Source organism: Adlercreutzia sp. DFI.6.23 (assembly GCF_024462535.1).
In the GTDB taxonomy this organism is placed as follows: Bacteria; Actinomycetota; Coriobacteriia; order Coriobacteriales; family Eggerthellaceae; genus Adlercreutzia; species Adlercreutzia rubneri.
This window is the reverse complement of sequence record NZ_JANGBP010000628.1, coordinates 1-295: the sequence shown is the minus strand read 5'-3', so window position 1 is coordinate 295 and position 295 is coordinate 1. Positions and strand designations below refer to the sequence as shown.

Here is a 295-nt window from a genome sequence, read left to right as displayed (position 1 = left end):
CGAGGGAACCCGTGCTCAAGCAATGGCTCGCTTTGCGGAACAGCCCACTGGGCTGTTCCAGTCGCTGCGCAACCTGCGCGCGGGCCCCCTCGGCCCCTCCGAGCCTACTCAACTTCGGTTGCGTCGGGGACAGACGCGATCTCTTCCAAGAACGCCTTACCATAGGTGGCGAGCTTTTTCTCGCCTACGCCGGGGAGGGCTAGCAGCTCCTCTTCCGTGGAGGGGCGGGCGGCGGCCATTGCGGCTAGGGTGGCGTCGTGGAAGATGACGTAGGGCGGCACGGCGGCCTCCTGGG

General features: G+C 67.1%; 1 protein-coding gene. It reads right to left on the bottom strand.

Translation table 11 applies throughout. The features are described from left to right. Positions 1 to 104: 104 nt before the first annotated feature. On the bottom strand, positions 105 to 295 hold a 191-nt coding region (locus NE591_RS14840; protein WP_256157057.1), incomplete at its 5' end, for an HRDC domain-containing protein.